Raw genomic sequence first — 26,496 nt, forward strand, 5'->3', positions numbered from 1 at the left:
TGCTCGATAGGTTTCTTGCCTGTATGAAACCTGCCTCAACGACTTGACGCCCTCCTAGTGAGGGCGTCTTTTTTTATCCCGCAACTTCGTTTCTTGCTCTTTCGCAACTGCGAGCGATATGTTCCGCACACTGTTTGCAACAATGCGAGGGATCCATGTCGATCACGGGCAAATGCGCCATCATCACCGGCTCCAATTCCGGTATCGGATTAGGCGTCGCCGAAGAGCTTGCAAAACTGGGCGCAAATGTCGTCCTCAACTCGTTTTCCGACCGTCCGGAAGATCATGCCCTGGCAGAGAAGATCGCGAACGAACACAAGGTCAGGGCGGTCTATGTAAAGGCCGACATGTCCAAGGGGGACGAGTGCCGCGAACTCATCTCTAAGGCGAACGATGCAATGGGCTCTGTGGACATACTTGTCAACAACGCAGGCATCCAGCACGTGGCTCCGATCGATGAATTTCCGGCCGAGAAATGGGACCAGATCATCGCGATCAACCTCTCGTCCGCCTTCCACACCACCGCCGCCGCACTGCCCCTGATGCGCAAGCAGGGTTGGGGTCGCGTGGTCAACATCGCCTCCGCGCACGGGCTTACCGCATCGCCCTACAAGTCGGCCTATGTGTCCGCGAAACACGGCATCGTCGGCATGACCAAGACGGTCGCTCTCGAAACCGCCGAGGAGCCGATCACGGCAAATGCGATCTGCCCCGGATACGTGCTGACCCCGCTCGTCGAGGCCCAGATCCCGGACACGATGAAGCAGTACAACATGGACCGTGACACCGTGATCCGCGAAGTCCTGCTCGAGCGCCAGCCCTCCAAGAAGTTCGCGACAGTGGAGCAGCTTGGCGGCACCGTGGCCTTCCTGTGCTCCTCAGCCGCGGAACAGATCACCGGCACGACCATCTCGGTAGACGGCGGCTGGACGGCTCTTTGACCGATCAGGAGCCGGAGGCCGGGCAGGACAGGCTGGACATCTCGAACACCCACCTCTGCGGATCGCGCTTCTCATGCGTCAATCTTTCGGACAGCGACATAACGGACAGCATCGCCGAAAGGCTGTCCTTCGATGATGTCGATCTTTCCGACCTCCAGCTCCTCAATGTCAACGCAAGCGGCGCGCGGGTGAAGGATGCCTCCTTTGCCCGCGCGACGTTCTCCGATGTGTCTTTAGAAGGCGCTACCTTTGATCGCGTTTCCCTGCGCGATGTCGCCATAACCAGCGCGGATTGCACGGGAATGACCATTGACGGCGTTTCCGTGGGCGATCTTTTCTCCGCGTGGAATAGCCAGCAAGGAGACGCGTCTCGATGAGCAAGAAAATGGCCGTGAATCTGGCCCTTCAGGGGGGAGGCGCGCATGGCGCTTTCACTTGGGGCACGCTCGACCGTCTTCTCGAAGAGACCGACATCGAAATCGAGGCCATCACGGGCACATCCGCCGGTGCAATGAATGCCGCAGCCTTCAAGCATGGCTGGATCAGGAACGGGCGCGAGGGAGCGCGGGAAGCACTGGCCGACTTCTGGCTGAGCCTGGCGGGCCTCGATGGCGCCATGGCCGATGCCATCATCGAGTGGCTCCAGGTGCTCTCGCCAAACCCCACCTTCATCGCTCGCGCCCTCGAGGCCAATCCGGCCGTGATTGCGGGAGATGCGATTTCTCGCACGCTCTCCCCCTATCAGCTCAATCCGTTGAACTACCACCCGCTCCGCCGCACGGTCGAATGCCTGCTCGACTATGACCGGGTCTGCGCCACACAGGGCCCCAAGCTCTTCATCACCGCAACACACGTGCGCTCCGGCAAGCCAAGGGTCTTCACCGGCAAGGACATCACACCCGATGCAATCCTGGCTTCGGCATGTCTGCCAACGCTTTACCAGGCGATCGAAATCTACGATCCCAAGACCAAGCAGATGGAAGCCTATTGGGACGGTGGATACATGGGCAATCCGGCCCTGTTTCCTCTCTTCAATTCAACGAAATCCCCGGACATCATCATCGTGCACATCAACCCTCTCGAGCGGGAGGATGTGCCCACGACAGCACAGGGAATCTTGAACCGGATCAATGAGATCAGTTTCAACTCTTCCCTTCTGCGCGAGTTGCGAGCGATCAACTTCGTCAATCGCCTGATCCACGAGGGCAAGCTCGAGAAAGACGCGATGAAGGTCAATCACGTCCACTCGGTCCGGGATGATGACTTCATGAGCCAGCTCGGCATTGCCACCAAGGTTACGCTCAACCGGACGCTCCTGATCCAGCTCATGGAAGCAGGCCGCACGGCAATGGACAACTTCTTGTCCGACCACCGGGATGATCTTGGCAAGCGCTCCTCCACGGATCTGCGCACGCTCTTCTCCTGACACGCTCCCCGGCACAGACATTCTGCGCTCTAATGGCATGGCGGCCTGGCAAAGGCATCAGTCCTGCCACGCCTTGGCGGCCGCAGATTGCAACTATAAGCTGATTTTTGCTTTTGGCCTTGCAAGGGCAAATATTTAACTGGATTAAATTGGCAATAGATTGACCTGATCTACATGATTGTATCAGTATTCGTTAATCGTATAATCAAGCCATGCCAACTATCAAGACAGAGGAAATGAATTTCCCGTCGGGAGGGTGTAATTACTCCTTCTGCAACATTTCCCTTGGCATTTTCCGCGCCGATCAGCCCACGCACCATTTCTCCTGTTGTTCCTCCAAGGCGGATCACAAGCCGGTCGAAAAGTATCAGGGCTGGATATTGCCGGCAGGAACGTCAGGTGTCTGCGAGTTCGACGATCAACACGAGATCACGGTTCTCAGCATCGACCCCCGCCTGTTCGAGGAAGCCGGCATGCCGCGGAATTCCGATTTCCGGCCCGTTCTGGGCGACATACACCCTCTCGCCGTACAACTGGCCCTGAACTCGAAGAACTTCGCCGGCCAAGGGAGACTTTACAAAGAGACGATGGACCGCGCGCTAGTTGTGCAGCTGCAACAGATGCTGGGCCCGGCTTCAATACGGGTGCCGGATCTCGACGACCTACGCCTCCGCCGCGCCGTGGATTTCATCCACGACAACCTGTCCGAAGATCTTTCGCTGACGGGCATGGCGAATGTCGCCGGCATGAGTCCGACCCATTTTGCGAAGGCCTTCAAGAAGGCCATGAATCTCTCGCCGCTGAAATACGTGATCCTTCAACGGATGGAAGTGGCGTCGGTGCTGCTCCGCACAACCAAGCTGATTGTTGCCGAAATCGCGTGGCGAGTCGGCTACGGGGATGTCAGCCGCTTCACCCAGCATTTCAAGCGGCAGTTCGGCGCCACGCCTGCGGCCTACCGCGTGGGCTAGCCTCGCGCGACGCGGGAGCCATACAAATAGCCATACGCTTTCCATATCGATTCCATACCGTTTCCATACTCGCAAAACGGCATGAATTGCGCCCTCCCTTGCGCACGCGCGTCCTTCAGAATTCCACCTCGAGCTCGATGATCTCGTCGGGTTCCGCAAGCGCTCCTTCGATCCATTCCTTCATCGGTTCCCAGTCGAAAATCGTCTCGCAATAGGCCTGGAGTTCCGGTTCCAGTTCCACGGCATAGGTGCGAAACCGGGTGCAGACAGGCGCGTACATCGCGTCCGCAACCGTCGGCTGCTTGCCGAAGAGGAACGGACCGCCATAGGCGTTCAGGCACTCGCTCCAGATTTCCTTGATCCGTTCCACATCCGGCCGTGCGCCGGTGAAGATCTTGAAAGACTTGTGCTTTGCCTTGATGTTCATCGGCAGGGCCGAGCGCAGATTCTGAAATCCGGAGTGCATTTCACCCGTCACGGAGCGGCAATGGGCCCGCACGAGAATATCCTCGGGATAGAGGTTGGCTTGTGGGAAAAGCTCGTTGAGATAGCCCGCAATGGCAAGCGTGTCCCAGACCGATGCGCCATTGTGGGTAAGCCGTGGCACCCGCACCGACGGAGACAGCAGAAGCAGTTCCTGACGCATCTCCGGGTCATCCATATCGACCGGAACCTCTTCGAAATCGAGCCCCGCCATTCGGCAGAGAAGCCAGCCCCGAAGCGACCAGGACGAGTAGTTCTTCGAAGAGATCGTCAGTTTCGCTTTTTCCATGTCCCGCTCCCGCACACCATCCGAACCTGCGTAACTCTACAATCTTCTCGCACCGCAACATGAAATGCACTAGTTTTTTCTGGAGGCGTCGAAAACATGGAGTGAGATACGCATGATCTACCAAGCATACCAGTTGCAGGATGATCTCGTCGCGCCCTTCCGGACCCTCGCCTCCGCCTTCAAGAACGGTGCGATGCCGGACTGGTGGAAGACGCTTCCGACTCACGGTCACATCAGTGCATCGCTGGAAATGCTCTCGCGCTTCAAGCTTACGCACCAACGTCCGCCCTTCGGAATTGAAGAGGTAATGGTTGGCAATCGGATCGTGCCGGTCAAGGAGGTCGTCGAGCTGGAGAAGCCTTTCGGCAACCTGTTGCACTTCGAGAAGGACATCGACACGCCCCAGCCCAAGATTCTCGTGGTTGCGCCCCTTTCAGGCCATTTCGCCACCCTGCTTCGCGGAACTGTCGAAACGTTGCTCCAAGACCACGACGTCTACATCACCGACTGGATGAATGCCCGTGATGTGCCCGTTTCGGCAGGGAATTTCGGCATCGAGGACCATGTCGACTACATCATCGAGTTTCTCGAACATCTCGGACCCCGATCCAACATTCTGGCGGTCTGCCAACCCTGTGTTCAGGCGCTTATTGCCGTTGCAATCATGTCAAAGCGAGAAAGCCCCGCCACGCCCGTGACGATGACTCTGATGGCCGGCCCCATCGACACTCGCGAGAGCCCCACTACCGTGAATGATCTCGCCAATGAAAAACCGCTCGAATGGTTCAAGAACAACGTCATCGCGACCGTACCTGCCCGCTACAAGGGTGCAGGACGCAAGGTCTATCCCGGCTTTCTGCAACTGACCGCCTTTATGATGATGAACATGGATCGCCACCGTGAAGCACACAGGAAACTCTACCTGAATCTGGCGAATGGAGATATGGAAAAGGCTCAGAAAACCATAGACTTCTACGACGAATATTTCGCTGTGCTTGATCTCTCTGCAGAATTTTATATTGAAACCATCGAGCGCATTTTTCAGCGCGCCGAGCTCGCGGAGGGCACATTCCACTACCGAGGAGAGCTTGTGGATTGTGGAGCTATCCGTAAGACTGCCCTTCTGACCGTCGAAGGAGGCCGTGATGACATCTGCTCCCTCGGCCAGACCACGGCCGCGCACGATCTCTGTTCCTCCCTTCGCCCACACCTCAAACGCCATCACCTTCAGGCCAATGTCGGGCACTACGGTGTCTTCAATGGCAAGCGTTGGGAGAAGGAAATCTATCCGATGGTTCGCAACCTGATCCTTGCGATGGAATAATCAACTGCTCGCCAGGGCCTTGCCAAGCCGCGGCATACCCGCACGCTTGAGCAACGCCCTCAATGGTTGCTCACGTCCGGAAACGTACTCGGCTCTTTCGCGCACACGCGCAGCCACCCCTCTGAGATCAAGTTCTGTAAGATGGATTTCAAGGAGAAACCCATCAGGATCGCGCGGGATCACACCATGGCGCGACAGAGCCCGATTGGGAAAGTCCTTGCGGTTGGAAGTCACGATCACGTCCGCTGCACCCGCCAGGGCCGCTGCGACCACATGCGCGTCATCCGGATCAGGCAGCGCAATTGCCTGCAACTGCTCCTCACGCACATCCGCCATCGCGTCTGGCCAGTGCGCTTGCATCGCCGCGATTTCTTCGCGTGCGAACGCTTCGGCTCCTTCCGGCAGCCGTCGGGTCGCGCGCGCCCATTCCTCCAGGATTCGCTCGGACCAGACTGGCTCGAAACCGCCGTCATTCGCTGTGGAAAGCAGCATTTCCCGCATCACGCTCGGAAACAGCACGCACGCATCCAGGCAGGCCCGCACCCTGCCCTAGCGCCCGAATTGCATGTGTTTGAGATAGCGGCCTTCAAGCCCCCGGAATACCCAGACCAGCATGAAGGTGATTGCCATATAGAGCAACGCCGCGGTCAGAATGCCCTCATAGGCAAGATAATAGCGCGCATTCAGTGTGCGGCCCGCACCGAGGATATCCTGCAACGTAATTACACTCGCCACGACGGAACTGTGCAGCATGAAGACAGCCTCGTTGCCATATTGCGGCAAGGCGCGGCGCAGGGCGGACGGGATCAGCACGAGGAAATCCGCCTGTCGCGGCGAGAGACCAAGGGCCTTTGCCGCTTCCATCTCGCCCTTCGAAGTCGTCTCAACGGCTCCGCGAATGATTTCAGTGGCATAGGCCCCTGAGTTCAACGAGAATGCAATGAGTGCGCACCACCATGGTTCGCGGAGGATAATCCAAGCCCAGCTATCGCGAACAAAGTCAAACTGCGACAGCCCATAGTAGATAAGAAAAGTCTGCACGAGCAACGGTGTGCCCCGGAAAAGGTAGACATAGCCGTTGATAATCGGAGACCAGATTGGCTTTCTGCGGGCACGGGCGATGCCCGATGGTAGGGCAATGCAGAATCCGATAGCGAGCGACAAGAAGGTCAGCTGCAAGGTAAGCCAGACACCACCTGCAAACATCTGCCAATGCTCGAGGACGAGATCAACGCGCATTGGCCATTCCCACCGAATAGCGCTTCTCGATCCGCTCGAAGATCAGCGTCGAAGCCCATGTGATCAGGAGATAAACTGCGAGAACAGCGACAAAGAAGATGAAGGGCTCACGCGCCGTTTTCCCCGCATCGTTCGCGAGACCGACAAGGTCCTTCAGCCCAATCACCGATACGACCGCAGTGGACTTTACCAACACCTGCCAGACATTGGCGTAGCCGGGGAGCGCGAAGCGGATGAGCTGGGGAATCGTCACGTTCCAGTGCAATATGAAACCGCGCAAGCCGAGGGCCTGTGCAGCCTCAACTTGGCCTTTCGGAATGGTTTGATAAGCGCCGCGAAAGGTTTCCGTGAGATAGGCGCCATAAATGAAACCGATTGCGACAACGCCTGCCCAGAACGTCGAAACGTTGATCGGTTCGCCACCGACTGCATTCAGGATCGTATTCACCAGTCGCTGCCCGCCAAAATAGACCAGCAGGATCATGACAAGGTCGGGAATGCCGCGGGCCATGGTCGTGTAGACAAGCACGGCCCCTTTTCCAAATTTGGAGCCGCCAATGCGCCCCGCCGCGCCGAGCGCGCCGAGGCAGGTTGCAAGGAACAATGAGATCACGGCAAGCGAAACCGTCACGAGCGCGCCGCCCGCAAGCAGAGGCGCGTATCTGATCAGGCTTTCCATTGCCGCGATCCCGACAGGATGTCGTTATTCGCCATAGATGTCGAATTCGAAATACTCGGACGCGATCTCGTCATATTTCCCGCTGTCGCGGATCGCCGCGATCGCACCGTTGAGATCTTCGCGCAGTTCGTCCTCTCCCTTGCGAATGCCGATACCCACACCATCGCCGTGATATTTCGGGTCAAGGTGCGGCTCACCGAAGAACGCGAAGTCCTCGCCGTCCGGGGTCTGCAGAAAGCCAAGATCGAGCACGACGGAGTCCGCCATGACAGCATCCACTCGGCCCGCCAGCAGATCGAGATTGGCCTCGTCCTGGGTGCCGTAGAGCACAAGGTCCGCGTCGGGATAAGCCGCTTCCACATAGCCGTGGTGCACGGAGCCGCGCTGAACGCCGATCCGCTTTCCAGCCATGCCTTCAGGGCTATCCACCAGGTCTGTGCCCTCCGGCGCAATCAGCCGGGCGGGCGTGTTGTAATACTTGTGGGTAAAGTCGATGACCTGGGAGCGCTCGGGCGTGATCGACATCGACGCGACGATGGCGTCGCACTTGCGCTCCAGAAGGGCCGGTATGATCCCGTCCCAATCGGTTTTCACCATTTCACACTCAACCGCCATTTCGGTGCAAAGTGCGTTGGCGATATCGATGTCGAAGCCAACAACCGATCCGTCCTCTGCCGTTTCGGAGAATGGAGGGTATGCGCCCTCGACACAAATGTTCAACGCCAAGGCAGGCGTTGCTGCCGCCATGCACAATGCGGACGCCGCTGCCAGAAACCTGCACATCATCGAGACCTCATTCCCCGCTAACTGGTTCGATCGGAGCCTAAAGCGGGGGAGGGCGGCGTCAAGCCGATTGCGCATCAATGGAGGGTTTGGCAGGCCCGAGGATGCCCGGAAAGGCTGCGTCACGCGTAGAGGTATCAAGCCACTGAGCCATATAATCGGCCACCGAGCGGAAGCACATGAGTTCAAGCCGCTCGGGCACGGGCATCCAGATTGCCGCGGCAACCTGACCGATCCGCGTCCGGCGAAAGTCGCCGACACCAAAGGCCTCGTAGGCGAGGTCCACAGGCGCGCCCTTGGCGATCACCTCACGGGCAAACGGCCCGTCCACCCGGAAGATCTCGCGCGCGTCCGAGACATCGAGCACCAGCGCATGCTCCTTGGCGAGCGCTGTTTCAAGACCGGCTGCAATTGCGGGGGCTGACTGTCCGGAACAGAAGATCATCAGCTCGTCGGGCGACATCCACGCCACACCGATCTGACCGGGGAAGACGATCCGGCGCGTCTCAGGTATCGGACAGCCAGTGATATCCTGAAGGGCTTGTGCGAGAGGCTCGCTACCGAGGTCGCCTCGAAGGGTGATCATTCCCGGTTCGGCAAGCCGGGAAACCGTCGCGCCGGAGGCAGAAGTATCAGCCATGCAGACGGCTCCCTTCCTTGTCAAAGAATGCCGGCTCGACCACCTGCGCACGAATGGTCCGCACCTTGTCGATCGGGAAGGCCAGCGTCTCGCCCATTCGTTCGCGACCTCGCTCGATCAGCGCCATCGCAATCGAATGACCGCAATTGTGAGAGAAGTAACTCGATGTGACATGACCGATGGTCCGCATCGGCGGCACGAAGGGCCCCGAGCCTTCTACCGCATGCGCCCCGTCGGGGAGCACGTCGGCGCCGTTCTCGGTCAGAAGTCCCACGAGTTGGAGCCGGTCCGGCCTCACCAGGTCGCTGCGCTCCTGCGCTCGCTTGCCGATGAAATCGGCCTTCTTCTTAGAGATCGCCCAACCGAGGCCCAGATCCTGCGGCGTGACGGTTCCATCGGTCTCGTCTCCGATCATGATGAAGCCCTTCTCGGCCCGCAGGATATGGAGCGCCTCGGTTCCGTATGGCGCGGCCCCAAACGGTCGCCCGGCCTCCAGAAGCCGATCCCAGAGTTCGAGCCCACGTCGCGCTGGCACGGCAATCTCGTAGGAAAGTTCCCCGGAGAAGGAGATGCGATAGACGCGTGCGGGCATTCCCCCAATCGTGCCTGCCGCCCATGCCATGAAAGGCATTGCCTCTGCCGAAAGGTCGATATCGCCTCCGAGCGTTTCGAGCAGTGTGCGCGCCTGCGGACCGGCGACGGCCACCTGCGCCCAGGATTCGGTTACATTCGCCACGTAGACATTAAGGTCCCACCATTCGGTCTGCAGCCATTCCTCCATCCAGGCATGCACCCGATCGGAGTTGCCGGTGGTCGTATGGCAGAGGAAACTGTCTTCCGACAGTCGGACCACGACACCGTCATCGAACAGGAAACCGTTCTCGGTGCACATCAGCCCGTAACGGCATTTGCCGACGGCCAGCGTCGACATCATGTTGGTGTAGAGCCGATCAAGCAGAACGCCCGAATCCGGACCCTTCACCAGAATCTTGCCAAGGGTAGAGGCGTCCAACAGCCCGACACTTGTGCGAACACCGAGCGTTTCACGGGCTACCGCACCTTCCACACTCTCGCCCGGAAGTGGAAAGCAATAGGGTCGCCGCCAGTCACCTACCGGCTCCCAATGCGCACCCGCCTTGTCATGACTTGCATCCATCGGAGTGCGGCGGACCGGCTTGAAGAGTGGTCCGCGCGCTTCGCCCACCAATGCTCCGAGCGTCACGGGCGTGTAGGGGGGACGGAACGTTGTGGTGCCGGTTGCTGGGATGGGTTGGGACAGCGCATCCGAAAGAATCGCCAGTCCGTTGATATTGGAAAGTTTTCCCTGATCCGTTGCCATGCCGAGCGTCGTGTAGCGCTTGGTATGCTCGACACTGCGATAGCCTTCGGATGCCGCGAGTTGCACATCGGAGACCTTCACATCGTTCTGATAGTCGAGGAACGCCTTGCCCTTGAGATGACTGTCCGCTCTTGCCGGCATGATCCAGACCGCCATGGGGCTGGCCTCGGCTACGTCCTCAGCCGTGGGTGCGAGATCCTCGCCGGGGGTCGAACCGATCTCCTCGGCCGCGCAATGCCCTGCCCGGTGAGCATTTTCCAGACAGGAGCCCAGCCCGAACACACCGGAGGCGGCCCCCGCCGGGATCACGAAACCAGCACCGTCCGCGCCTCGAGGGGGCCGGGCCCGGTCAGGCGCAAAATGCAAGGCCGCCTCGTCCCAGTTGAGCTTTCCACCGGAATGGGACCAGAGATGCACAACCGGTGACCAGCCCCCCGACATGGCAACCGCATCACAGGGAATGGTCTCCCCCGCGCCGCCCGAACCGTCCATCCGAGCGACAAGAACGCCATTGACCCGCCGATTGCCCAGCACCTCGGCCACGGCCATGCCTTCCAGGATTTTCAGGCCACGATTGCGCGCCTCCTGCGGCAGCGCCCCGGTGGTTTCGCTCCGCGCATCGATGATCGCGGGCACCGCAAGGCCGGCCGAATGCAGCGCAAGCGCCGTGCGATATGCATCGTCGGATGCTGTCACCACTACTGTCCGGTCGCCGGGGCTCGCTCCCCAAAGTTCGACAAAATCGCGCACCGCAGAGGCCAGCATCACACCCGGAATATCATTGCCCGCAAATGCAATGGGCCGCTCGATTGCGCCAGTCGCCATCACGATGCGTTTTGCCCGAATGCGCCAAAGCCGCTCGGCAGGGCCCTCCTCACCCGACAGGGTTTCCGACGCCAGCATGTAGCCGTGATCCTCGGAGGCTGCGGCCATCAAGCCGAGCCGCATGGAGACATTGGGCATTGCCTTGAGCGCAGCCACTTCCCGATCAATCCAAGAGGCCGAGGGCATCCCTTCAATGGAACCGCCATCAACAAGCGAGCGGCCACCCCAATGGCCGCCCTGCTCCATCACCAGTACGCGAACGCCAGTCCCAGCCGCTGCACGAGCCGCCGCGAGACCGGCAACGCCACCACCCACAATGACGACATCGGCGAAGGCATAGAAATATTCGTAGCGATCGCCATCGGCCTCTTGCGGGGGCGCACCCAGCCCCGCGGATTTCCGGATCACCGGCTCGAAGAGATGCTTCCAGGCGGCGCGTGGATGGATAAAGGTCTTGTAGTAAAAACCCGCAGGAAAGAGTTTCGATAGCTTCGCGTTGATCGCACCCACGTCGAACTCAAGGCTGGGCCAGTGGTTCTGGCTCTTCGCCTCCAGGCCCGCGACAAGCGGTGTCGTCGTCATTCGTGCGTTGGGAGTGAAACGTGCGCCCTCCCCGAGCCCTGCAAGCGCATTGGGCTCCTCAACCCCCGAAGCGACAATGCCCCGCGGCCGGTGATACTTGAAGGACCGCCCGACCATTATCCGGTCGTTGGCGAGAAGCGCGGAGGCGAGCGTATCGCCGGCAAACCCCGATAGCGGCCTGCCGTTCCAAGTAAACGAGACCGGCCGGTTCCTGTCGATCAGGCGGCCGCCATTCGCCAGACGTCCGCTCATGCGCGTAATCCCTTCTCGGAAACGCGTGCAAGAATGTCTGCTGGCGGTTCGGCGAGCTGGGCGGAATAACTGCCGAACACTTCAAGGGTCGCGGTGCAACGTGCCACGTGGAACCACTTTCCGCAGCCATAGACATGACGCCAGCGCTCGAAATGCACGCCTCGTGGGTTCCTGCGCTCAAACAGGTAGCCCGTGAATTCATCATCTGATGAACCCGGACCAAAACGCTTGAGATGCGCTTCTCCTCCGGGGTGAAATTCGGTCTCCTCGGCGCGTACGCCGCAATAGGGACAGGTCAGTTCGAGCACGGGACCCACCTTTGGACAAGCAACAGGGATTGAAGGAATGCCGGCCTCGCCTCCGGCTGGCAAGTTTCGCCACCCGCTACTACGCAAGCAAACCCCGGCGCAGCTAGAGGACGACGAACCAGGCGAAGATCGTGCCGATTACCGGAAGCGCCAGCGGCAATGTGCGCGCGATCAGAACCTCGTCGTCTGCCTCCAGGCAGTTCATGTCGAGCCCGAGCACGCGCTGGCGACGCCGGATCAGCCCTTCGAAAACGCGACTGACAAGCGGACCGGTTGTCGTGAGCACCGCCAGAACCGCGAGGTGCACGCTCATGGTGTCGAGGGCAATACAGTAGCCCATGAGCCCGAGCACGACGGCAAGCATACCGAGACAATGAAGCCAGATGAGGCGCTTCATCTGAGATCGTATGCGCATCGAGGCCAACCTTCCCTGCTGATCTAACAGACAGTTCGGGCGTATATACCATGTCGTTACGGACGAACGCGCGGAAAATCCAAGCACGGCGACGTGCGGGACCGGCCGGAAAACGGAGTGAAAGATTGGCAAGCATAGGAAGCCCCGGCAGAAGGCAAGTATGCCCTTCAAATCGCACAGCGTTGCGGAGCGGAAACGACCAGACCCGTCATTCCATATCTCGACTGCGACGCGAGGGGGAATTCGGAGCCATGGCGGCTTGCAGCCGTGGGTCCGAAAGCGCATGCCCCCGGACCCACGCAGAGGTCAGGACGTTTCTGTATCGTCCGAGGAGTAACCGTCATCGCCGGTTGCGTAGTCCGGGGCACCGGCTGGCCGGCCGGTGCCTGAAGTGCCGGACCCCGCCTGCGCGATCGGCAGTGGTGCCGCGGCATTGTCCATATGAACGTGCATGTCGGTCTGCGGATAGGGAATCGAGATGCCGTTTTTGTCGAAGGCTTCCTTAACCTGCCGGGTGAGATCCCAATAGACAGTCCAGTAGTCGGCGCTGTTCACCCAAGGCCGACAGACGAAGTCAACCGAACTCGCGCCAAGCTCATTGACCCGGATCACCGGCGCGGGGTCTGCGAGGGTCATCGGATGCGCCTGAACGACCTCCTCGAGAACCCGCTGCGCATCCTCAATGGAATCGTCGTAGCCGATGCCAAAGACCAGGTCCACGCGGCGTGTCGGGCTTGCCGTGACGTTGGTAATCACGTTGCCCCAAACAGAAGAGTTCGGCACCACGATCACCTGGTTGTCGGGGGTGGTCACGGTCGTTGATACGATGGAGACCGATTTCACCGTACCGCCGACACCGCCGATATCAACATAGTCACCTTCATCGAAGGGGCGGTTGATCATGATCATCAGGCCGGCCGCAAGGTTGCCGAGCGTGTCCTGCATGGCAAAGGCGATGATGAAGGAAGCACCACCGATCAAGGCAAATACAGGCGTGATGTCGATACCGAGGCTCGAAAGCACCACCATCAGTCCGATCGCCATGGTGATCCAGTAGATCAGCGTGACGATGAAGGCCTGCAACAGTTTGGAGAGATTTGGCACCTGCCCGATCCAGCGTCGTGCGATCCGCCGCACGGTGCCCGCAACAAGCGCAAGAACAAAGAGTGCGCCCAAAATGATTCCGACTTGGATCACCAGATGCAGACCGCCGTCCCGATCCAGCGCCCAGGCAAGCGCACGGCGAGCCAGTGTCTCGACATCTTGGGTTCGCTGTTCTTCGACCAGGATCGAGCGCCGATAGGTTCGGAAGGTCTCGATTTCGGCCGGATCTCCGCCCTTCTTTTCCCACTGATCAAGTACGGCTTCATATTTGGCAAAGATCAAGCCGCGGGTTTCTGTCAGGGCATCAAGCTCGTCGGCATTCGCGTCCTGATCCGAGGAAATCGCTTCTACCTTCGCCTCCACAAGCGTCTCGGTCTGGTCTCGGGCAAAACCTTGCCATTCGCCGGCCAGAGCCGCCAGATCGTCAACAGTCAGAGGTTGGAGCAACAGGTTGAACGCCTCCATATCCGTTTCCGGATCAGTCAGACGCACATCGAAACTTGGTCCATCCTCTTCAGGCGCAGGTTCCGAGTCGGCAGTGGTCTCGCCGCTGTCGGTAGGCGCCTCGGTGGAGGCGGGATCCTCCTCTTGCGCCAGAGCCGGAACAATCGTCCAACTACAAGCCAGAACGAGAAATAGGATTGTGAGTAAATGCCTTGCGAAGGCGACTAATTTCATTCCGCATTCCCCCTGCGGTAGATTGACTGGGAAGGCGCCCTTAGCAATTGCCCCTTTCAACTTCAACCCAACGAGCGAGGAAACATTGGAAATGCAGAGTATTACGCCGCCGGCAAAATTGCGACACGGCTAGGTCATTCCAGGTAACGAGCCGCCGCGGCACCTACCCAACGTCCAGTGGCGAGGCAGGCAGTTAGCAGGTAGCCCCCCGTCGGGGCGTCCCAATCGAGCATCTCGCCGGCGCAGAAGACACCGGGCAACGCGCGAAGCATCAGATCGTCATCCAATGAAGCACGGGCGACGCCTCCCGCGGTTGAAATGGCCTCGGCGATGGGATGTGGGCCAGTGATCGGCAGTGGAAGCGCCTTGAGGGCCCTGGCCATTTCCTGGGGCGATGCAAGAGCCTCAGGCGCGCACTCCCTGACAAGCGCGATCTTGACCGCGGAAAGGCTGAGCACCCGGCGCAGATGATTGGAAATCGAGAGTTTGCCACGCGGCCTGGCAAGCCGCGCCTCCACATCGTCGCGCGTCCGATCGGGAACCAGATCGAGCGCAAGCCCTGCACCTTCGCGCAAATGGTGGGAGACCGCATAGATCCCGCCTCCTTCCACCCCGCGCGAGGAGATCACGAATTCACCCTGAATGCGCTGCCCCCCGGCCAAAAGCACAACAGGCTTAACGGCTGCACCAAAATGCCGCGCCATGTGATCTGACCATTCCACGGCGAAACCGACATTGGAGGGCTTGAAGGGCATGGTCCGGACACCGGACTGCACCAGGATGTCCTGCCAGGCGCCATCCGAGCCGAGTCGCGGCCAGGATGCTCCGCCGAGAGACAGAACGGCCACCCTTGGGCGGACCTCGCACCGTCCGTCAGGCGTCTCGAAAGCGAACACGCCTCCGGATAGCCTCACCCAACGCCAGTTGGTGCGAACCGAAAGCCCCCGTTGATTGAGGCGCGCAAGCCAGGCGCGCAGGAGAGGAGAGGCTTTCATTGCCTTTGGAAAGACACGGCCGGAGGAGCCAGCGAACGTGTCTGCTCCGAGTTCATCGGCCCAGGCGCGCACGTCCTGTGGCCCGAAGGCACGAATCATTGGCGCAAGCCAGTCGGCGCCGTCGGTATAGCGCGTGATGAATGTAGACGAATTTTCATCCTTGGTCAGATTGAGGCCTGACTTTCCCGCCATAAGGAATTTGCGCCCGACCGATGGCTTGGCGTCCATCAAGGTTACATTGTGCCCTGCGTCGGTCAGCGCCTCAGCCGCCATGAGGCCGGCCGGGCCACCTCCAATAACAAGGGCGGGGACATCTTCCATGGGTCGCTCATGGCCGAAGCTTCTCCGCGACGCAAGGAGCATGGCAGGAATGTCGGGAACCGACCCACAAGCGGCGCTCGCGGTGTTGGCGACAATGCGCGGCTTTGTCATTAGGGAGAGCATCACCTTTCGAGTTCCGGGAGCCCATCCGCCCATGCGTCGCTATTCCGCCTTTGCCATCGCTCGCGAAGCTCTGCGCCACCATTCCGGATGGGGAGAGGCCTGGGGCTCGCCTGAGCCGAAGCCGGGCTATGACGTGGTCATCGTTGGCGCTGGTGGCCATGGTCTTGCCACGGCCTACTACCTGGCGAAGAACCATGGCGTGAAGAACGTGGCGGTGCTTGAAAAGGGCTGGCTCGGCGGCGGCAATACGGGCCGCAATACCACGATCATCCGCTCGAACTACCTCCGCCCGCCATCGACGGCCATCTTCGAGAAGGCCCGCTCGCTCTATGAAACCCTGAGCCAGGACCTCAACTTCAACATCATGTTCTCGCCGCGCGGCGTGCTGATGCTTGGCCAGACCGAACACGAGATGCGGGCCTGGAAGCGCACATGGCATGCCAACCGGTTGGCCGGTATCGAAACCGAGATGGTGAGCCCGGAGCGGATCAAGGAAATCGTTCCCATCATCAATCTCCACGGCCCGCGCTACCCCGTGCTGGGAGGGCTCTGGCAGGAACGCGCAGGCACCGCGCGCCATGATGCAGTCGCCTGGGGATATGCTCGTGCGGCCTCCGACATGGGCGTGCACATCATCCAGAACTGCGAGGTGACGGGCGTAGACCGTGATGCCAATGGCGTCACGGGCGTACAGACCACGAAGGGCCCGATCTACTGCAAGAAGCTCTGCATCGTTGTTGCAGGCTCCTCGGGCGTGCTCGCGGACATGGCGGGCTTCCGCCTGCCCATCGAGAGCGTCGCGCTTCAGGCGCTCGTATCTGAACCGGTCAAGCCGATGATCGACTGCGTCATCATGGCCAACACCGTGCACGGCTACATCAGCCAGTCCGACAAGGGCGAATTGGTGATTGGCGGCGGCGCGGACGGGTTCAACAACTATACCCAACGCGGCAGTTTCCAGCACATCGAGGAAACCTTGCGCGCTCTTGTCGAGATGTTCCCGCCCATCTCTCGAATGAAGATGCTGCGCAAATGGGGCGGCATCGTCGACATGACCGGTGACCGCTCGCCCATCATCGGCAAGACACCGGTGCCGGGAATATTCATCAACTGCGGCTGGGGCACGGGCGGGTTCAAGGCCATTCCGGGCTCGGGCTGGGCGACAGCCGAGATGCTGGCCAAGGGCGAGCCGGGCGACCTTGCCGCGCCCTTCTCGCTCGACCGGTTCCGTGAAGGTCGCATGATCGACGAGAGCGTGGCTGCCGCTGTAGCGCATTAGAGTTCACGTCGGATCGGTTGGCCGCAAGCCTTGCACTTTGATCTCAGCGTGACAAACTCGGTGCCGCCACAACGGAGGCTTCCATGCTGCATTGTCGCGCCACCCGGCGCATGACCCTTTCACTCATTGCCATTGCGTCCACACTTGCCCTTGCTGCCCCCTTGGCAGTCGCTCAGACACCACCGGGCGTGCTTGCGGTCGGGCAGGTCGCCGAACCGAAATCGCTCGACCCCCACGCGGTAACCGCCGCAAACGACTTCCGCATCGTCATGAACATCTATGACGGGCTGGTGAGATACGCAGACGGCACACTCGAGGTCGAACCCGCGCTCGCCGAAAGCTGGGAAGTGAGCGAGGACGGGCTGACATATACGTTCAAGCTGCGTGAAGGCATCAGCTTCCATGATGGCACACCGTTCAACGCCGAAGCCGTGGTCTTCAACTTTGACCGCATGCTCGACGAGGAGCACCCTTATTACGACACCGGACCGTTTCCCCTGTCCTTCTTCTTCTCTTCCGTGGCGGATGTAGAAGCAGTAGACGAGACAACCGTCACCTTCACACTCAGCGAGCCCTATGCGCCGTTCCTCTCTAATCTCGCCTATGCGACCGGCCTAATCGTCTCGCCTTCGGCTGTCGAAGAGCACGGACAGGATTTTGGCCGAAACCCGGCCGGGACTGGCCCCTACAAGTTCGAGGAGTGGCAGTCGAACTCTCGCGTTGTAGTGACTCGCAACGAGAATTACTGGGACGGTACACCCGGTCTGGAGGCTGTCGTCTTCCGCCCGCTTACGGACGCCAACACCCGGGTATCGGAAATGCTCGCTGGCGGGATTGACCTGATGGTCGAGATCCCCCCCGACAATGTGCCGACCTTTGACGGCAACGGCTTTCAGCTCCACGAGCAGTCCGGCCCGCACCTCTGGTTCCTGATTCTGAACACCAAGGAAGGCCCAATGGCGGACAAGCGTGTCCGTCAGGCCGTCAATTACGCCATCGACAAGCAAAGCCTCGTCGAAAACGTTCTTCAGGGAACGGCCGAGGTTGCGGCCGGACCAACGCCGCCCGCCTTTGCCTGGGCCTACAACGAGTCGCTTCAGCCCTACCCCCACGACCCCGAACGGGCCCGCGCACTGATCGCAGAAGCAGGCGCGGAGGGCGCAGAGATCACCTTCTTCGTCACTGAGGGCGGCTCCGGTATGCTTGATCCCATTCCCATGGGAACGGCAATTCAGGCGGATCTCGCCGAAGTGGGGCTAGATGTGAAGATCGAGACCTACGAGTGGAACACCTTCCTCGCCGAGGTAAATCCGGGACTGGAGGGCAAGGCGGATATGGCCGAGATGGCCTGGATGACCAACGACCCCGATACCCTGCCCTATCTCGCGCTTCGTACCGAGGCTTGGCCGGATGCAGGCGGGTTCAATTCGGGCTACTACTCCAACCCCATCGTGGATGAGATCCTCGAGAAGGCCAGGCTTTCGACCAGCCAGGAGGAACGCGCGAGCCTCTACAAGGAAATGCAGGCGATCGTGCAGGATGATGCACCTTGGGCCTTTGTTGCCAACTGGAAGCAGAACGCTGCCACGACAGACATGGTAGAGGGCTTCAAACTCCAGCCCTCCTTCTTTCTGCTCCTGAAGGATGTGACCAAGGGCTAGATCCTTGGACGACGTCATCGAACACGTGCGGCGCATCTGCCTCGCACTGCCCCAGGCCACCGAGAAAGAGGCCTGGGGTGATCCGACGTTTCGTATACGCGACAAGATCTTTGTCATGATCAAACGGGGCGATGGCGCACTTTCGGCCTGGATGAAGGCACCGGAGGGCGCACAGGAGATCCTCATGGACGCAAACCCCGCGCTCTATTTCCGCCCGCCCTATGTCGGCAAAATGGGATGGATCGGTTTGCGGCTCACGCGCGTTGAGCAATGGGACGAGGTCGAAGCTCATATTCGGCGGAGCTACAAGATGATCGCCCCCAGGAAGCTCGCTGCGCAACTGGAGTAAACCAATGCTCGCCTACGCATTGAAACGCGTTCTCGCGCTGATCCCCGTGCTTTTGGGTCTAACCGTCATAGTCTTTGCCATCATGGCGATGATCCCCGGCGATCCGGCAATGGCCATTCTCGGGGCCTATGCAACGCCGGAGAATGTCGAACGCATCAACCGGGATCTTGGTCTCGACAGGCCCTTGGTCAACCAATACCTCATATGGCTCGGCAACATGCTCCAGGGCGATTTCGGCCGTTCCTACAGCCTCAACCGTCCGGTGATCGACGAGGTGGTGGAACGATTTTCTGCCACCCTGGTTCTCGCCGGCACGGCACTTGTTCTCTGCACGATCTTTGGCCTTCTGATCGGCATTTGGACGGCTGCGCGGCAATACGGGGCGGTGGACAAGGTGCTGACCTTCGTAGTGCTCATCGGGATCTCGATCCCGTCGTTCTGGCTCGGCCTCCTGCTGATCCTGCTCTTCGCGGTGAAGCTCCGCTGGCTGCCCGCAAGCGGGATGTATGCGATCTACGGCGGAGGCGATCTGCCCGACCTTCTGTTGCATCTCATCCTGCCCGCCACGACGCTGGCGGTGGTGGCGACCGGCGTGATCGCGCGGCTCACCCGCTCGGCCATGCTCGAAGTGCTGCGCCAGGATTTCATCCGCACCGCCCGCGCCAAGGGCCTCACAGAGTCCCGCGTGCTCTACGGCCATGCCTTCCGCGCCGCCCTCGTCTCGATCATCCCGGTGATCGGGGTGCAGGCCGGTTTCGTGCTTGGAGGTGCCGTCTATATCGAGACCGTCTTCCAGTGGCCCGGCGTCGGTTCAATGCTGGTCACGGCCATCTCGACCCGGGACATCCTGCTGGTGCAGGGCGGCGTGCTGGTGGTGGCGGCGAGCTACGTGCTCTTCAACCTCCTGGCCGATCTTGCTCAGAGCTGGCTCGACCCGCGGGTAAAAACATGAAGACGATTTCGCTCATCTGGCGCAACCGCCTTGCGGCCTTCGGCGGCATCGTAATCGCCTTCGTCATCCTTATTGCGCTGGCGGCCCCGATCCTGCCACTCGCCGACCCGAACGCGACTAACCCGGCCAACCGACTGATCCCGCCGTTCACCCCGGGCGCCTGGCTCGGCACCGACCATTTGGGGCGCGATCTGCTCGCAAGACTCGTATGGGGCACACGGCTCAGCCTCGCGGTGGGCATCGCAGCCGCCGTCATCGCCGCGGCCATCGGCTCCACCCTCGGGATCGTCTCGGGCTTCTTCGGCGGGCGCACCGACAATCTCATCATGCGCGGCGTCGACATGCTGATGGCGTTTCCCTACATCCTGCTCGCGCTCGCCATCGTCGCGGCACTCGGACCCGGGCTCGTGAACGCGCTCTATGCCGTCGCCATCGTCAACGTGCCGTTCTTTGCCCGCAACATCCGCGGCGTCACGGTGAGCCTCGCGCACCGCGAATTCGTCGATGCGGCGCGGCTGTCCGGCATGAGCAATTTTCGTATAATTGCCTCCGAAATCCTGCCGAACGTCCTGCCCGTGATCGTGATTGCCATGTCCACCACCATCGGCTGGATGATCCTCGAGACCGCGGGCCTCTCTTTTCTCGGCCTCGGCTCCCAGCCGCCCCAGGCGGATCTCGGCTCGATGCTGGGCGAAGGACGCAAGCTTCTGATCAACGCGCCGCACGCGTCCATCGTGCCGGGTGCAATGATCTTTCTCATCGTGATGAGTGTGAACCTCCTGGGCGACGGCATCCGCGACGCGCTGGATCCCCGCCTGCGTTCCGGCGCGCTTTCCCGGCCTGCCGCCGCAACCACGGTCAAGATCGATGGCGGCGGCCAGGATAACACCGTCGCCAGGGATGGCAGCACCCTGCTCACCGTCTCGAACCTCCAGACCCAGTTCCACGTCGGCCCCCGGACCTACCGCGCGGTTGACGGCGTCGACCTCGCGGTGCGCCCCGGCGAATGCCTCGGGTTGATTGGCGAGTCGGGCTCCGGAAAATCCGTGACCGCGCTTTCACTCATGCGCCTCGTGGCCTCGCCGCCCGGAGTGATCACCGGCGGCAAGGTCGATATTGACGGCAAGGACACGCTCACCATGCCCGGCGAGGGGCTGCGCAAGCTGCGCGGCGGCCGCGTCTCCTACATCTTTCAGGACCCGCTCGCCACGCTGCACCCGCTCTATTCCATCGGCGATCAGATGGTCGAGGCGATCCGCGCCCACCGCACCGTTCCCCGGCAGGAAGCTTGGGATCATTCCGTTTCGCTGCTCACCCGCGTGCGCATCCCCAACGCCGCGGCCCGCGCGAAATCCTATCCCCACGAACTCTCGGGCGGCATGCGCCAGCGTGTAGGTATTGCTCTCGCGCTGGCGAACGATCCTGACCTCATTATCGCCGACGAGCCCACCACCGCGCTCGACGTTACGGTTCAGGCACAGGTGCTGGCGCTCTTGGACGAATTGCGCCGCGAGCGCGATCTTGCCCTCGTCTTCATCACCCATGATTTCGGTGTGGTCGGCCAGCTCTGCGACCGCGTCGCGGTGATGTATGCCGGGCGCATCGTCGAGACCGGCCCGACGGCAGAGGTCCTCGAGAGCCCTGCCCATCCCTACACCAAGCGGCTCATCGAGTGCGTGCCGGAACTGGGCGAGGGTCGGCGGAAGCTCGCGGCCATTCCTGGCCTGCCGCCCCCCGTTGATGACCTACCCCCGGGCTGCGCCTTTGCGCCGCGCTGCCCCAAGGCGCAGGACGAATGCCGCCGGGGCATTATTCCGCTCGAACCCGCCGCGAATCGTGCTGTCCGCTGTCTCTTTCCCGAGGAGGTGTCCGCATGAGCGCAGCGCTTGAAATCGAGGAGCTTTGCAAGACCTTCGGCGGCGGCAGGAGCTGGGCCGGCCTCGGCAAGCCGCTCCCGGCGGTCCATGCCGTGCAGGACGTGAGCGTCACGGTGCCCAAGGGAGAAACGCTCGGCATCGTGGGCGAGTCCGGTTGCGGCAAGTCAACGCTCGCCCGGATGCTCGTAGGCCTCCTGAAGCCATCCACGGGGGCCATCCGCATGGAGGGGCGCGATCTCTCGGACCAGACCGGGGACCCGGCGAGTTTCGGCAAGCTCATACAATACGTCTTCCAGGATCCGATTTCGTCGCTCAACCCCCGAAAGACCATTCGTCAGATCCTGGAGGCCCCCCTGAGGCATCTGCTCGGGCTTGATGCCGCTGCCCGCAAGGCACGCATCGCCGAGCTGTTCGACGCAGTGAATCTCCGCCCCGAATTCCTCGACCGCTACCCGCACGAGTTTTCCGGCGGCCAGGCGCAGCGGATCGGCATCGCCCGCGCGCTGGCCGCCTCCCCCCGCATTCTCGTTCTCGACGAACCTGTCTCCGCGCTTGACGTCTCGGTCCAGGCCCAGGTGCTCAACCTGCTCGCCGATCTGCGCAAGGAATTCGACCTCACCTATCTCTTTATCTCGCATGACCTTGCAGTAGTCGAGGCGGTCAGCGACCGGGTGGCCGTGCTTTATTTCGGCCGGGTGGTGGAGATTGGCCGGGCAGAAGCGATCTTCGCCCGTCCCCGCCATCCCTACACCGAGCTTCTGGCACGCAGCGCGCCGCAGGTCGGCAAGCCGCTCGGCGGAGGCGAGGACGAGACGGCCGAGTTGCCCGATCCGCTCAACCCACCTCCCGGTTGCGCCTTCGCGGCCCGCTGCCCGCGCGCGACGTCCGAATGCCGCGCCGCGCCCCCTGCGCTTCGGGAAATTGCCCCAGGTCACAGTGCGGCCTGTCTGCACCCATTGTGACGACCGGTCTTGCCCCTCCCACGGAAACGCCCTAGACGGCCCCTGTCTCGAGATTAGCGGAGGGTTTCCCATGTCGGCACCGAAGAAGGTCGTTCTCGCCTATTCCGGCGGACTGGACACCTCGATCATCCTCAAGTGGCTCCAGACCGAATACGGCTGCGAGGTGGTCACCTTCACTGCCGATCTCGGCCAGGGCGAAGAGCTCGATCCCGCGCGAAAGAAGGCCGAGTTGCTTGGTATCAAGCCCGAGAACATTTTCATCGAGGACGTGCGAGAGGAGTTCGTCCGCGATTTCGTCTTCCCGATGTTCCGCGCCAACACGCTCTATGAGGGCCTCTACCTGCTCGGCACCTCCATCGCCCGGCCGCTGATCTCCAAGCGCCTCGTGGAAATCGCCGCCGAAACCGGGGCCGATGCGGTGGCACATGGTGCAACCGGCAAGGGCAACGATCAGGTCCGCTTCGAACTTTCGGCCTATGCGCTCAACCCCGCCATCAAGGTCATCGCCCCGTGGCGGGAATGGGACCTCTCCTCCCGTACGAAATTGCTGGAGTTTGCTGAGCAGAACCAGATCCCCATCGCCAAGGACAAGCGCGGCGAGGCCCCCTTCTCGGTGGACGCGAACCTGCTGCACACCTCCTCCGAAGGCAAGGTTCTGGAAGACCCGGCCGAAGAGGCACCGGCCTACGTCTACCAGCGCACCGTTGATCCGGAGAAGGCGCCCGACACTCCCGAATATATCGAAGTGGGCTTCGAAAAGGGCGATGCCGTTTCGATCAATGGCGAGGCGATGTCGCCCGCGACCCTACTGACCAAACTCAACGAGGTCGGCGGCAAGCACGGCATCGGACGGCTGGATCTCGTGGAAAACCGCTTCGTCGGAATGAAATCCCGCGGCATCTATGAGACGCCCGGTGGCACCGTGCTGCTGATGGCTCACCGCGGCATCGAGCAGATCACCCTTGATCGGGGCGCAGGTCATCTCAAGGACGAACTGATGCCGCGCTATGCCGAACTCATCTACAACGGCTTCTGGTTCTCCCCCGAGCGCGAGATGCTCCAGGCAGCCATCGACAAGAGCCAGGAAAACGTCTCCGGCACGGTTCGGCTCAAACTCTACAAGGGATCGGTGAACGTTGTGGGTCGCTGGTCAGACCAATCCCTCTATTCCGAGGCACATGTGACCTTCGAGGAAGACGCCGGGGCCTATGACCAGAAGGACGCAGCCGGTTTCATCCGCCTTAACGCCCTGAGACTCAAACTGCTCGGCGCGCGCGACCGGAGCTAAGAGCCGCCCCCGGGCTCAAGGAACCCTGTCCGGCTCTAGCTCTTCGAGCGCAGAGCCTCGGCAACCGCAATCGCTGCGGCCGACTTTCGCAGGAGATCATCCGCCAGCTCGCTGTGCGGATCATACTTGTCGGCCGCGAGCGCAAACTCTCGCGCCCGTTCAAGCGCTATTCCAATGCAACGCTCGCGTTCCTCACGAACGATTGCCGCCCTCACATCCGAAAGACGGGGCACATCGTCTGCCATTGCTCCGTTGACCAGCATCAAGCCCATTACCCGTTACTCCAAGGGGCGAGGCGCGCTGCACCGACCCGCATATCGACACCAGAGAACTGCCTGCACGACCAACTATCTGGCCTGCGCCAGTTCCATTCTGACTGCTCGGGCTAATGCCTTCTCCTTGTAGAGCAACCCTAAGCCCGGTTTGGTGAAGAAACCCCCAACTGCTTCAGATTACTCCATTCGCCTGTTCCGGCACCTGTCCGAAACGTCTCCACCCTAATTGGCAAGACGGACCTAACCGCTCCACTCGGCGCGATTGCCAAGGCGTTCGATCAGGAAGTCCATGAATATCCGCGTCTTCGGCGTCAGCACATTCGACCGCGGATAGACAAGCCAAAGCACGGAGCGGTCGTTCATCTTCCAGCCGGAACAAACCCGGAGAAGTCTCCCGGCTGCAATTTCGTGCGACACGCTCCAAAGCGAGTTCATCGAGATACCGGCCCCCGCAAGGGTGGCCTCGCGCTGCGCATCACCGTCATCAACAATAGCCCTGCAGTCCATCCTGCCCGGATCAAGTGTGGCCACATCGCCCGTGCTATTGATCAGTTCGCGCGGCTCGAGGTTGGACCAGGCAATGAACGCATGACCGGACAGGTCTTCGGGTCTGTCCGGCATGCCGGCCGCATTCAGGTAGGCTGGCGAGGCACACAGAATTCGTGTGTCGTCAGACAGTTTACGTCCTTTCAGGCTGCTGTCCGCAAGGGGCGCACTTCGCAAGGCCAGATCAAAACTGCCCTCAATGGCATCTACCCGAGTATCGGACAATCGCAGGTCCAAGGTCAGGTCTGCATAAATCGATTGGAACTCGGGAATTAGCGGCATGATGTGCAACTGCGCAAAGCTGCTCGGCGCCGCGAAACGCAGTGTTCCCTTCGGCCCCGCTTCGGCCACTCCCAATGCCGCTCGCGCAGCGTCCGCTTGCGCGAGTATTTCCCGCGCGTAGGGAAGGAAGTCAGACCCCTCCAAGGAGAGAGCAACCTTCCGGGTGGTCCTCCGCATGAGTTCCACCCCCAGTTCCTGCTCGAGCTTTGCAAGCCGCGCGCTGGCAACCGCAGGAGCAAGACCAAGATCACGCCCCGCTCGACTGATATTCAGTCGCTCGGCCGCCATCACGAATAGACGAAGATTGTCTGTATCCATTTTATTATATTCGATTTCCGAAAAGAGAAGCGCATTCTCCCTCGTTTCTCTCCACTTTCTCAAGGCTTATTTTTGACCAGTCGGCCGCGGTCAACAGCCGAAATACGAAAACTCGTTGGGAGACGGATCATGGCAAAGACAGGAACGGTCAACTATCATGTGCAAAAACCCGAACGCCAAGCATTCACGATCGATGCAGGCGGCATTCCCGGTAACGTTCTGTCACCGGAGTTGAAACCAACTATTGTCCAACTGTCAGACCTACGAAATGGGGGCGTTTCAGCAAATTTTGCCGATGACGGATTCGCATATCTCGCAGCCCCGTCAAACGTGAACAACTTCGACGATACGGGCGCTTGGGAATCGCCATACAACTGCGAAATTATCGATTTGCTCCATAGTGAAATCGGAGCGCGACAAGTCGAGACCTTCGATCACACAATCCGGACCGATGATCCCAATTCAGAAAGGCGCCCTGCACGAAACGTGCATAGCGACTACAGCCGCAGCGGAGCAGAAAAGCGCCTTGTCGACATCCTTGGGCCCGAACGTGCCGCCGAATGGTCTGGCGGTCATTACGCTTTCATCAATATCTGGCGGCCAATCGAGAACCCCATAAACAGCGCTCCGCTTGGTTTTCTTCGCCCTTCTACCGTCGAACCAGACGATTGGGTCCAGATCGACCTGATATATCCGGGACGCCGCGGATACATCATGGGGCTTGCAGCCAACGACCGACATGAATGGGTCTATACATCTCGCATGAAGCCGGATGAGGTTGTGTACTTCAACATCTACGATAACTCCGGCCGCCCGTCCGTTGGGCATAGCGCCATCGATCTCATTGAAGATCCGAGCATCTCATCAATCCGCAAGAGCATCGAAGGCCGCACAGTGGTTCGGTTTTGAATTGGCTTCTCTTGGGCCGGTGATACTGCCGACGACGGACAATTTCTCCGAACCAGCTCAGGATCGGGCGTTTGGGGAGGA

General features: G+C 60.6%; 26 protein-coding genes. 13 read left to right on the forward strand and 13 right to left on the reverse strand.

What is annotated here, in order from left to right; translation table 11 throughout:
* Window positions 1–155 precede the first annotated feature (155 nt).
* The 4 genes from ACP15W_RS11130 to ACP15W_RS11145 all read left to right on the forward strand — a co-directional run bounded on the left by ACP15W_RS11130 (window position 156) and on the right by ACP15W_RS11145 (window position 3,338).
* Window positions 156–941: a 3-hydroxybutyrate dehydrogenase gene (locus tag ACP15W_RS11130; protein WP_424932963.1), complete on the forward strand. Its 786-nt coding sequence runs from the start codon at window positions 156–158 to the stop codon at window positions 939–941.
* On the forward strand, window positions 938–1,318 hold the full coding sequence (locus ACP15W_RS11135; RefSeq protein WP_424932964.1) for a pentapeptide repeat-containing protein: 381 nt from the start codon (window positions 938–940) through the stop codon (window positions 1,316–1,318). The genes ACP15W_RS11130 and ACP15W_RS11135 overlap by 4 nt, the downstream gene beginning before the upstream one ends.
* On the forward strand, window positions 1,315–2,367 hold the full coding sequence (locus ACP15W_RS11140) for a patatin-like phospholipase family protein (protein ID WP_424932965.1): 1,053 nt from the start codon (window positions 1,315–1,317) through the stop codon (window positions 2,365–2,367). Before ACP15W_RS11135 ends, ACP15W_RS11140 begins: the two co-directional genes overlap by 4 nt.
* Before the next feature lie 212 nt (window positions 2,368–2,579).
* On the forward strand, window positions 2,580–3,338 hold the full coding sequence (locus tag ACP15W_RS11145) for a helix-turn-helix domain-containing protein (RefSeq protein ID WP_424932966.1): 759 nt from the start codon (window positions 2,580–2,582) through the stop codon (window positions 3,336–3,338).
* A gap of 115 nt (window positions 3,339–3,453) precedes the next feature.
* Here ACP15W_RS11145 and ACP15W_RS11150 read toward each other — a convergent pair whose 3' ends face one another.
* A complete protein-coding gene (locus ACP15W_RS11150; RefSeq protein WP_424932967.1) occupies window positions 3,454–4,110 on the reverse strand; it encodes a glutathione S-transferase family protein in 657 nt (218 codons plus the stop codon).
* Window positions 4,111–4,222: 112 nt separating this feature from the next.
* Between ACP15W_RS11150 and ACP15W_RS11155 the strand changes: the two genes are divergently transcribed.
* Complete coding sequence (locus ACP15W_RS11155; RefSeq protein WP_424932968.1) at window positions 4,223–5,434, forward strand: polyhydroxyalkanoate depolymerase; 1,212 nt, start codon at window positions 4,223–4,225, stop codon at window positions 5,432–5,434.
* Here ACP15W_RS11155 and ACP15W_RS11160 read toward each other — a convergent pair whose 3' ends face one another.
* From ACP15W_RS11160 to ACP15W_RS11205, 10 genes are all read right to left on the reverse strand, one after another.
* Complete coding sequence (locus ACP15W_RS11160) at window positions 5,435–5,977, reverse strand: RSP_2648 family PIN domain-containing protein (RefSeq protein WP_424932969.1); 543 nt, start codon at window positions 5,975–5,977, stop codon at window positions 5,435–5,437.
* 6 nt (window positions 5,978–5,983) lie between these two features.
* Window positions 5,984–6,673: an ABC transporter permease gene (locus ACP15W_RS11165; RefSeq protein ID WP_424932970.1), complete on the reverse strand. Its 690-nt coding sequence runs from the start codon at window positions 6,671–6,673 to the stop codon at window positions 5,984–5,986.
* The gene (locus ACP15W_RS11170; protein ID WP_424932971.1) at window positions 6,663–7,352 is read right to left on the reverse strand and encodes an ABC transporter permease; all 690 of its coding nucleotides are present in this window, start codon (window positions 7,350–7,352) and stop codon (window positions 6,663–6,665) included. Before ACP15W_RS11170 ends, ACP15W_RS11165 begins: the two co-directional genes overlap by 11 nt.
* Before the next feature lie 24 nt (window positions 7,353–7,376).
* The gene (locus ACP15W_RS11175; protein ID WP_424932972.1) at window positions 7,377–8,078 is read right to left on the reverse strand and encodes a transporter substrate-binding domain-containing protein; all 702 of its coding nucleotides are present in this window, start codon (window positions 8,076–8,078) and stop codon (window positions 7,377–7,379) included.
* 118 nt (window positions 8,079–8,196) lie between these two features.
* Window positions 8,197–8,775: a sarcosine oxidase subunit gamma gene (locus tag ACP15W_RS11180; protein ID WP_424932973.1), complete on the reverse strand. Its 579-nt coding sequence runs from the start codon at window positions 8,773–8,775 to the stop codon at window positions 8,197–8,199.
* The gene (locus ACP15W_RS11185) at window positions 8,768–11,773 is read right to left on the reverse strand and encodes a sarcosine oxidase subunit alpha family protein (protein ID WP_424932974.1); all 3,006 of its coding nucleotides are present in this window, start codon (window positions 11,771–11,773) and stop codon (window positions 8,768–8,770) included. The genes ACP15W_RS11180 and ACP15W_RS11185 overlap by 8 nt, the downstream gene beginning before the upstream one ends.
* The gene (locus ACP15W_RS11190; protein WP_424932975.1) at window positions 11,770–12,081 is read right to left on the reverse strand and encodes a sarcosine oxidase subunit delta; all 312 of its coding nucleotides are present in this window, start codon (window positions 12,079–12,081) and stop codon (window positions 11,770–11,772) included. The genes ACP15W_RS11185 and ACP15W_RS11190 overlap by 4 nt, the downstream gene beginning before the upstream one ends.
* Before the next feature lie 103 nt (window positions 12,082–12,184).
* Window positions 12,185–12,496 carry a hypothetical protein gene (locus tag ACP15W_RS11195; RefSeq protein ID WP_424932976.1) on the reverse strand — a complete coding sequence of 104 codons (312 nt, stop codon included), beginning with the start codon at window positions 12,494–12,496 and terminating at the stop codon, window positions 12,185–12,187.
* A 306-nt stretch (window positions 12,497–12,802) separates the two neighbouring features.
* Window positions 12,803–14,278 carry a mechanosensitive ion channel family protein gene (locus ACP15W_RS11200; protein ID WP_424932977.1) on the reverse strand — a complete coding sequence of 492 codons (1,476 nt, stop codon included), beginning with the start codon at window positions 14,276–14,278 and terminating at the stop codon, window positions 12,803–12,805.
* A gap of 134 nt (window positions 14,279–14,412) precedes the next feature.
* Window positions 14,413–15,594, reverse strand: coding sequence for a TIGR03862 family flavoprotein (locus ACP15W_RS11205; RefSeq protein ID WP_424932978.1), 1,182 nt, complete (start codon window positions 15,592–15,594; stop codon window positions 14,413–14,415).
* Between the two features lie 154 nt (window positions 15,595–15,748).
* On the opposite strand from ACP15W_RS11205, the gene ACP15W_RS11210 reads away from it, so the two are divergent.
* The 7 genes from ACP15W_RS11210 (at window position 15,749) to ACP15W_RS11240 (ending at window position 24,085) form a co-directional block, all read left to right on the forward strand.
* Entirely contained in the window at window positions 15,749–16,996 is a 1,248-nt protein-coding gene (locus ACP15W_RS11210; protein WP_424933398.1) for a sarcosine oxidase subunit beta family protein, read from the forward strand.
* A gap of 83 nt (window positions 16,997–17,079) precedes the next feature.
* Window positions 17,080–18,657, forward strand: coding sequence for an ABC transporter substrate-binding protein (locus ACP15W_RS11215; protein WP_424932979.1), 1,578 nt, complete (start codon window positions 17,080–17,082; stop codon window positions 18,655–18,657).
* Between the two features lie 4 nt (window positions 18,658–18,661).
* On the forward strand, window positions 18,662–19,006 hold the full coding sequence (locus tag ACP15W_RS11220; RefSeq protein WP_424932980.1) for an MmcQ/YjbR family DNA-binding protein: 345 nt from the start codon (window positions 18,662–18,664) through the stop codon (window positions 19,004–19,006).
* 4 nt (window positions 19,007–19,010) lie between these two features.
* Entirely contained in the window at window positions 19,011–19,958 is a 948-nt protein-coding gene (locus ACP15W_RS11225; protein WP_424932981.1) for an ABC transporter permease, read from the forward strand.
* Window positions 19,955–21,835 (forward strand): dipeptide/oligopeptide/nickel ABC transporter permease/ATP-binding protein, encoded by a 1,881-nt coding sequence (locus ACP15W_RS11230; protein ID WP_424932982.1) that lies wholly within the window; start codon window positions 19,955–19,957, stop codon window positions 21,833–21,835. Before ACP15W_RS11225 ends, ACP15W_RS11230 begins: the two co-directional genes overlap by 4 nt.
* Window positions 21,832–22,797 (forward strand): ABC transporter ATP-binding protein, encoded by a 966-nt coding sequence (locus tag ACP15W_RS11235; RefSeq protein WP_424932983.1) that lies wholly within the window; start codon window positions 21,832–21,834, stop codon window positions 22,795–22,797. The genes ACP15W_RS11230 and ACP15W_RS11235 overlap by 4 nt, the downstream gene beginning before the upstream one ends.
* A gap of 70 nt (window positions 22,798–22,867) precedes the next feature.
* Window positions 22,868–24,085, forward strand: coding sequence for an argininosuccinate synthase (locus ACP15W_RS11240; protein ID WP_424932984.1), 1,218 nt, complete (start codon window positions 22,868–22,870; stop codon window positions 24,083–24,085).
* Window positions 24,086–24,120: 35 nt separating this feature from the next.
* On the opposite strand, the gene ACP15W_RS11245 is transcribed toward ACP15W_RS11240, so the two are convergent.
* Both ACP15W_RS11245 and ACP15W_RS11250 read right to left on the reverse strand, forming a co-directional pair.
* Window positions 24,121–24,357, reverse strand: a complete 237-nt coding sequence (locus ACP15W_RS11245) for a hypothetical protein (RefSeq protein WP_424932985.1) — start codon at window positions 24,355–24,357, stop codon at window positions 24,121–24,123.
* A gap of 243 nt (window positions 24,358–24,600) precedes the next feature.
* Window positions 24,601–25,506: a LysR family transcriptional regulator gene (locus ACP15W_RS11250; RefSeq protein ID WP_424932986.1), complete on the reverse strand. Its 906-nt coding sequence runs from the start codon at window positions 25,504–25,506 to the stop codon at window positions 24,601–24,603.
* A gap of 129 nt (window positions 25,507–25,635) precedes the next feature.
* Here ACP15W_RS11250 and ACP15W_RS11255 point away from each other — a divergent pair, with 129 nt between their 5' ends.
* Window positions 25,636–26,415: a CmcJ/NvfI family oxidoreductase gene (locus ACP15W_RS11255; protein WP_424932987.1), complete on the forward strand. Its 780-nt coding sequence runs from the start codon at window positions 25,636–25,638 to the stop codon at window positions 26,413–26,415.
* Window positions 26,416–26,496: the final 81 nt, after the last annotated feature.

Source organism: Amaricoccus macauensis, assembly GCF_049800915.1.
In the GTDB taxonomy this organism is placed as follows: domain Bacteria; phylum Pseudomonadota; class Alphaproteobacteria; order Rhodobacterales; family Rhodobacteraceae; genus Amaricoccus; species Amaricoccus macauensis_A.

Bases quoted from the DNA above. Each gene is read 5' to 3' on its own strand.
- ACP15W_RS11130 (WP_424932963.1), top strand. From the start codon at position 156: ATGTCGATCACGGGCAAATGCGCCATCATCACCGGCTCCAATTCCGGT.
- ACP15W_RS11140 (WP_424932965.1), top strand. From the start codon at position 1,315: ATGAGCAAGAAAATGGCCGTGAATCTGGCCCTTCAGGGGGGAGGCGCG.
- ACP15W_RS11145 (WP_424932966.1), top strand. From the start codon at position 2,580: ATGCCAACTATCAAGACAGAGGAAATGAATTTCCCGTCGGGAGGGTGT.
- ACP15W_RS11150 (WP_424932967.1), bottom strand. From the start codon at position 4,110: ATGGAAAAAGCGAAACTGACGATCTCTTCGAAGAACTACTCGTCCTGG.
- ACP15W_RS11155 (WP_424932968.1), top strand. From the start codon at position 4,223: ATGATCTACCAAGCATACCAGTTGCAGGATGATCTCGTCGCGCCCTTC.
- ACP15W_RS11165 (WP_424932970.1), bottom strand. From the start codon at position 6,673: ATGCGCGTTGATCTCGTCCTCGAGCATTGGCAGATGTTTGCAGGTGGT.
- ACP15W_RS11170 (WP_424932971.1), bottom strand. From the start codon at position 7,352: ATGGAAAGCCTGATCAGATACGCGCCTCTGCTTGCGGGCGGCGCGCTC.
- ACP15W_RS11180 (WP_424932973.1), bottom strand. From the start codon at position 8,775: ATGGCTGATACTTCTGCCTCCGGCGCGACGGTTTCCCGGCTTGCCGAA.
- ACP15W_RS11185 (WP_424932974.1), bottom strand. From the start codon at position 11,773: ATGAGCGGACGTCTGGCGAATGGCGGCCGCCTGATCGACAGGAACCGG.
- ACP15W_RS11195 (WP_424932976.1), bottom strand. From the start codon at position 12,496: ATGCGCATACGATCTCAGATGAAGCGCCTCATCTGGCTTCATTGTCTC.
- ACP15W_RS11200 (WP_424932977.1), bottom strand. From the start codon at position 14,278: ATGAAATTAGTCGCCTTCGCAAGGCATTTACTCACAATCCTATTTCTC.
- ACP15W_RS11205 (WP_424932978.1), bottom strand. From the start codon at position 15,594: ATGGAAGATGTCCCCGCCCTTGTTATTGGAGGTGGCCCGGCCGGCCTC.
- ACP15W_RS11210 (WP_424933398.1), top strand. From the start codon at position 15,749: ATGCGTCGCTATTCCGCCTTTGCCATCGCTCGCGAAGCTCTGCGCCAC.
- ACP15W_RS11215 (WP_424932979.1), top strand. From the start codon at position 17,080: ATGCTGCATTGTCGCGCCACCCGGCGCATGACCCTTTCACTCATTGCC.
- ACP15W_RS11225 (WP_424932981.1), top strand. From the start codon at position 19,011: ATGCTCGCCTACGCATTGAAACGCGTTCTCGCGCTGATCCCCGTGCTT.
- ACP15W_RS11230 (WP_424932982.1), top strand. From the start codon at position 19,955: ATGAAGACGATTTCGCTCATCTGGCGCAACCGCCTTGCGGCCTTCGGC.
- ACP15W_RS11235 (WP_424932983.1), top strand. From the start codon at position 21,832: ATGAGCGCAGCGCTTGAAATCGAGGAGCTTTGCAAGACCTTCGGCGGC.
- ACP15W_RS11240 (WP_424932984.1), top strand. From the start codon at position 22,868: ATGTCGGCACCGAAGAAGGTCGTTCTCGCCTATTCCGGCGGACTGGAC.
- ACP15W_RS11245 (WP_424932985.1), bottom strand. From the start codon at position 24,357: ATGGGCTTGATGCTGGTCAACGGAGCAATGGCAGACGATGTGCCCCGT.
- ACP15W_RS11250 (WP_424932986.1), bottom strand. From the start codon at position 25,506: ATGGATACAGACAATCTTCGTCTATTCGTGATGGCGGCCGAGCGACTG.
- ACP15W_RS11255 (WP_424932987.1), top strand. From the start codon at position 25,636: ATGGCAAAGACAGGAACGGTCAACTATCATGTGCAAAAACCCGAACGC.